5 protein-coding genes and 2 pseudogenes are annotated in these 6264 nt (G+C 38.4%); all 7 read right to left on the bottom strand.

Features of this window, described 5'->3' with window-relative positions; translation table 11 throughout:
• Positions 1-184 precede the first annotated feature (184 nt).
• Positions 185-628, bottom strand: a pseudogene (locus MUB24_RS02035) (recombinase RecA family protein); the annotation flags it as partial.
• Positions 629-894: 266 nt separating this feature from the next.
• Positions 895-1317 (bottom strand): endonuclease domain-containing protein, encoded by a 423-nt coding sequence (locus MUB24_RS02030; protein ID WP_244700484.1) that lies wholly within the window; start codon positions 1315-1317, stop codon positions 895-897.
• Between the two features lie 279 nt (positions 1318-1596).
• Positions 1597-2205: pseudogene (recA, locus tag MUB24_RS02025) on the bottom strand (recombinase RecA); the annotation flags it as partial.
• A gap of 232 nt (positions 2206-2437) precedes the next feature.
• Positions 2438-3676 (bottom strand): competence/damage-inducible protein A, encoded by a 1239-nt coding sequence (locus tag MUB24_RS02020; protein WP_244700482.1) that lies wholly within the window; start codon positions 3674-3676, stop codon positions 2438-2440.
• A gap of 115 nt (positions 3677-3791) precedes the next feature.
• Entirely contained in the window at positions 3792-4370 is a 579-nt protein-coding gene (gene pgsA / locus MUB24_RS02015) for a CDP-diacylglycerol--glycerol-3-phosphate 3-phosphatidyltransferase (protein WP_244700481.1), read from the bottom strand.
• A 101-nt stretch (positions 4371-4471) separates the two neighbouring features.
• The gene (locus MUB24_RS02010) at positions 4472-5365 is read right to left on the bottom strand and encodes a helix-turn-helix domain-containing protein (protein ID WP_244700477.1); all 894 of its coding nucleotides are present in this window, start codon (positions 5363-5365) and stop codon (positions 4472-4474) included.
• Between the two features lie 12 nt (positions 5366-5377).
• A complete protein-coding gene (locus MUB24_RS02005; RefSeq protein ID WP_244700473.1) occupies positions 5378-6166 on the bottom strand; it encodes a DUF3388 domain-containing protein in 789 nt (262 codons plus the stop codon).
• Between the last annotated feature and the right edge of the window lie 98 nt (positions 6167-6264).

The following is a 6264-nucleotide window of genomic DNA, read 5'->3' as shown; positions in this document are numbered from 1 at the left end:
AAGTCCTCCCCGAAATATGCTGTTTGTAGTCATTCTACAGTTAGATTATCTTATAACTAGCCTATTTTAGGGAAGAGTTTTTTAAAATTATCACGAAGAATTTTTACTCCTCAGAGCTGCTTTTCCTCTATACAGAGAAAAACAAAGTCACCACAGATTATGACTTTGTTTTTTCAAATCAAAATTATTCCTCTAAAAGGCTAAACTCTTCTTGACTCTCCTCTTCTGTTTCTGGGGATGATGTCTTGGTTTTATCCAATTCATAGTAATCTCGAATTTTAAGCATTATTTCATTTCTTAGTTCTGCATTTTCCTTTAGAAATTGCTTTGCGTTTTCACGCCCTTGGCCAAGGCGCTCTTCATTATAAGAGTACCAAGAACCACTTTTTTGGACAATATCAAGTTCCGAGCCCATATCAATGATTTCACCTTCACGCGAAATCCCTTCACCGTACATAATATCCACTTCGGCCGTTCGGAATGGGGGAGCGACTTTGTTTTTGACGACCTTCACTTTAGTTCGGTTCCCAACAATATCTTGTCCTTGCTTGAGTTGTTCGGCACGGCGAACTTCAAGGCGGATGGACGAGTAGAATTTTAGCGCCCTTCCGCCTGGTGTTGTCTCTGGCATAATCTATAGATTTACCATTTCTATAGTATGGACTATCTCTTCATCTCTATATTAGAGAGCCTTGCACTTCCGACAGGAGCCTATCCTCTGCCGTACCCTACTCAGTTAACCAATCGGTCCTTTTTGGTAGTCTCTACACCTTCCTTACTAAGTTTCGTAAGGCTTGGCACGGTATTACCCAATAATTGGAGGGCTTCACCGTTAGCAGTTTTGCAACCACACCCCTAGGCAATAGGGTTCACAAGGTTTTTTTCATGCTATCACTAACATGGGAAACCCAGAGTAAACTGCTTAATTCTATTTATTACTTTTTTCGGTTGCTGTAATTCCTTTTCCTTAATGACCAAATAATTAATAGAATGTGCTTTAAAATAGGCTTTTTTTCGTATATCTCTTTCGATGATTTTTGGCTTGGAATGCGCCCACTCTCCATGAACGTCTATGCAATATTTTCTTCCAAGATAAAAATCTACCGACCATCTTCCAAAGCGCTTTTGTTTTAAAAATGCTAAATCGAGCTCAAGAAGAATTCCTTCAACTTGTTTTTCAATCAAGGTGTCATAATTTTTCCTTCTTGAATTTACCCCAAGTTCTTTTCTTCTCTTTGCTACACAAGTTTCTGACACTTTATACTTACAGGCTATCTCCACATGAGAAAGATAAGGATTTTTTAATTCTTCTTCCACTTCGTTCGTTTTGGGTAAATAAATCTTCCAATGTCTTTCCCTTGGAATACCAAGTAATTTAATAATTTCACTAACCCGTCTTTCATCAAGATTTATAGCCTCACCAATATCTTTGAGTTTTTTTCCGAGTGTCTCTTAATATAATCAACTTGCCACGAATCTACATTTTTAAAAAGTCTATTTTTTATTTTTACAGCCATGAAACTTTTCTCCCCATTAATTTTTCAATGGTCATTTGTATCGTACAACAGCTTTGAAAGCTTAAGCAGTTTGAAGTTGATTTCCGAACATGACTCCTACCTTCTCACGGATTTGATTAATAAAAATAGCGATTGTATTTGACTTATTAATCGCACCGGATAATTTTCTAAGTGCCTGGGACATCAGTCGCGCCTGCAAGCCAACATGGGCATCTCCCATTTCTCCTTCAATTTCAGCCTTTGGAACCAAGGCGGCAACAGAGTCAATGATAATAATTTCAATCGCACCACTTCTAACAAGAGCTTCCGCAATTTCCAAGCCCTGCTCCCCCGTATCAGGTTGAGAGAGTAGAAGCTCATCAATATTGACGCCTAGTTTCTGAGCATATACAGGATCGAGCGCATTTTCAGCGTCTATAAAAGCTGCTTGCCCGCCATTCGCTTGTACTTCTGCGATGGCATGAAGAGCAACGGTTGTTTTACCGGAGCTTTCAGGACCATAGATTTCGATGACCCGTCCCCTTGGATACCCTCCAACACCTAATGCAATATCAAGAGCAAGAGAACCACTTGATACAGTGGAAATTCTCCGGTCTGTCTGTTCTCCTAGTTTCATAACAGAGCCTTTTCCAAACTGTTTTTCAATTTGTTTTAAGGCCAAGTCTAGTGCTTTTTGACGATCACTCACTTTATTTCCTCCCTATTATATTCTATTAAAATGATCACTATAGCCTTTAAGAGCTAATTCTAGTATAAAGCTTTTCATTCTGTTTGCCAAGAGAAAAGTCGAACATTTATTCTGCAATTTTCATCGCTATAATAAGCGCAAAATAGGTTTTTCCCTAAGGGAAAAACCTATTTTCCAACAAATTTCCGTTGCAATTCTTTATTTTAACATTTAAAAAGCGCGCTTAGTATTCTTAGTTTGTTAATTCTTTTAATAGATAATGACACCCATATCTTACGGTTCTTTTTTGGTTTCCAATTCTTGAGCCAGAGAGATTCAATTGATAGGTTTTGGTTGGGCGGTCGTCAAAGGAAATACCGATCCACACCAGTCCAGCAGGATGCCCTTCCAGCGAATCGGGACCGGCTACTCCCGTAAAACTAATTCCTATATTTGTGCCAAGAATCATTCGAATATTTTCCGCTAGTTCAATTGCACATTGTTCACTCACTACACCATGTTTCTCAATTGTTTCTTCCTTCACATGGCATAATTTTATTTTAGATTGACTGGAATAGCAAACAACCCCACCGATTAACATTGTGCTTACACCTGTTATCCCAGTCATTTCCGACTGAAACATTCCCCCTGTTAAACTTTCCGCTGCTGCGATCGTCAACTTTTTTTTATCCAACACAGTGAGGAGTTCTTTCATGATCGTCGTTTGATCATAACCATAAAAAAATTCGCCAACTCTGTTATTAATTTTACTTTCCATTTCATCGATTAATTGGGTGGCCCTTTCTTGTGAACGATCTCGCGCAGTGATTCGAATCGTTACTTCATTATCACCTGCAAGAGGAGCAATTGTCGGATTCGTCTGGGCATCAATTAGATCTTCGATTTCCATCTCTAGCTGAGATTCTCCAATTCCGAAGTAGCGTAACACCCTTGATTCAATTCTTTCGCGTGATTCCAATTGATCCAAAATGGTAGGGGCACCATATTTCCGTAACATTGGTTGCATTTCATGAGGGGGTCCTGGCAATAACATGTAAAGGTGATGGGCTTGTTTCACAAACATCCCAGGTGCCATTCCATGTTCATTGGGAAGAACTATAGCTCCCTCCAAAACAAGTGCTTGCTTTTTATTATTTTCAGACATTTTCCTTCCTGTTTTTTGAAAATAGGAAGTAATGGCTTCCATCGCATGAGTGTCTTCTACAAGTTGTTTCCCAATATGTTTTGCGATTACTTCTTTCGTTAAATCATCCTTGGTCGGTCCCAATCCACCTGTAAAGATAATAAGGTCTGCTCTTTCTTCAGCGGCGGAGATAGCTTTTTCGAGTCGCCTGGGGTTATCACCTACAACAGTATGATAATAAACATGAACCCCTAATTCAGCCAACTCACGAGATAAGAATTGAGCATTCGAATTGACAATTTGACCCAGTAATAGTTCTGTTCCAACTGCTATAATTTCCGCATTCATCCCTGCAAATTCCTTCCTGTTTCAGAATCTTTGTATCCCTTTATCCGAATTAACTGGCAGTAAGACCCCAATCAGTTGAGGATGGAAGAAAACCCCCACGGATTGAAGTTTCCCTTTATTTTGAGTTTAAAAAAGCTGCCCGGTTTTTATAAAAATAATCATAACCAGACCAGATAGTAAAAAACATTGCTATCCATAAGGCGATCGAAGCAAACGGAAAGCCAATCGCCTCAAAAAAGATATTATGAAGAAGCAGTAATGAGATGGCAATAATTTGACTCCACGTTTTGATTTTCCCTAGCATATTGGCAGCAACGACTTCCCCAGATCCCGCCAATACAAGCCGCAAGCCAGTAACGGCAAATTCACGGCTAATAATAATAATCACAATCCATGAAGGAGCCAATTGTAATTCCACTAAAATAATTAGAGCTGCAGAAACTAATAACTTATCAGCAAGTGGATCTAAAAATTTCCCGAGTGTTGTCACTAATTGATATTTTCGCGCATAATATCCATCTACCCAGTCGGTTACAGAGGCGATGATAAAAATTAAAGCGCCAATAAAATGAGCGATTTCAAGTTCTGTTCCCGGAAGAGGCATGGTCCCCCAAGGAAAAGGAACGAGCATAAAAATGACAAAAATCGGGATCAAAAAGATTCTAGATATTGTTATCTTATTCGGTACATTCATGAACTAAGGTCCTCCCAGTCGAAGCAAGTCTCAATTATTAAACCACTAATTTTTATATGGTGAAAAACTCGCGTTAAGCGACGGAAAAAAGCGGAAGGAAATTATTCCGCTTTATTAAACTTTATAATAATATTTTGTACAGTCTGCTCCGATTCAAATTCTAATTTTTCATCGTTCACATAAATTTCAGTTTCCGTAGACCTACCCGTCCGGATATAAGCTTCTGATTCATCCGAAAAATCAAAGGTTTCACTTTCTCCGTCGGCTATTTTTTTCGAGGCAAACTGCTTTTCTCCATTATTTGTTACTTTTATCCAGGCTTCCCCAGAAGCAACTGCTTTGACCGTGATTTCATATTTTTTTGCATTGGAAACCTGATAAGTGGTCGTGTCTCCAGTAACTCCTTCAACCGTTATTTTCTGCTCCTCATCCTGCTCCGTATCTTCCTCCGGTTGATCAGCATCAGCCTTTGAATCCTTGTGTTCCCCTGAATCAGTCTTTTCCTCATCCTCCTTAGGAGGAGACACATCGCCTGATTCTGTAATACCGACGGCTTTATTTTGCTCCTCTACTGGTTTTTTATCGCCAACTAGAAGGAAATGGGTGACTAAATACCAAATCAGAACGAGCATAGCTAAAAAGAAAATAACCATTAAAATTCTAGGAAATAATTCTACTATTTTTGAACTTTTTCGCGCAACAGCATTCCGCGATTGTACACGTGTTAGTTTTTCAGGCAAATCGTCTTCATAAGCTACAGGGATTTCATTTTTATATTCCTCAAAAAGTATCTCTGGCTCAAGATCTACCGCTTCAGCATATTGCTTAATAAATGCTCGGGTATAAAATTTCCCCGGCATAATATCAAAATTTCCTTCCTCAATCGCAGACAAATACCTTTTCTGTATTCTTGTAATGGTTTGAAGTTCGTCTAAGGTTAGACTTTTTTCTTCCCGGGCCATCCTCAGTCTGCTTCCTAAATCTGACAATTCCAACACCTGCCCATCCTAAAAATCAAATCCGAAGTCTGGTTCACTAAAAAAATTATTTTGTGAAACAGCTTCGTATGTAATTTTTTCATCATGAGTGTTTCTCAATTCAATAATATAATCAAAGTCCTCCATCGAGTATTCAGAATGCTGAACAAAGATATCTGGATGTTCAATTACTTTTACAGCGGGTAGACGCATAATTTCTCGGACAAGTTGCAAATGCCTTTCGTCTGCCCGTTTTCTCGAAACAATACCATCAATAATAAAGATATTATCGGAGTTGTATTCATCCTTAATTAATTCTTTTCGTATCGTTTGTTTTAATAAGGTGGACGAGACAAAAAGCCACTTTTTATTTGCACAAACACTTGAGGCAACCACAGATTCCGTTTTACCTACTCTTGGCATACCTCTAATCCCGATTAGTTTATGTCCCTCTTGTTTAAATAATTCAGCCATAAAATCAACAAGAAGTCCGAGTTCGGCACGAACAAAACGAAAGGTCTTTTTATCATCCATATCTCTTTGAATATAGCGACCATGTCTGACAGCTAAACGATCTCGAAGCTTTGGCTCCCTTATTTTTGTCACTTTAATGGGATCAACTGTTTCTAATATTGATTCTAATCTTTTTATTTGAACCTCATTACTCGCACGTATTAAAAGGCCGCGTCTGCCACTATCAATTCCATTAATGCTAATAATATTGATAGATAACATTCCTAATAAAGAAGAAATATCTCCCAAAAGGCCGGGCCGGTCAATTGTAATTTCGTATTCTAAATACCATTCTTTCCGATCCATACTTCAAAACCACTCCTTGATAACAACCCGGTCTTATGCATTGATGTCTAGTTAATATAATAGCGGATAATCATATAATTTGAAAGAAAAACATATTT

Source organism: Lederbergia sp. NSJ-179 (genome assembly GCF_022867885.1).
In the GTDB taxonomy this organism is placed as follows: domain Bacteria; phylum Bacillota; class Bacilli; order Bacillales; family Bacillaceae_C; genus Lederbergia.
The sequence above is the reverse complement of the archived record's forward strand: the minus strand, read 5'-3'. Positions and strand labels throughout refer to the sequence as shown.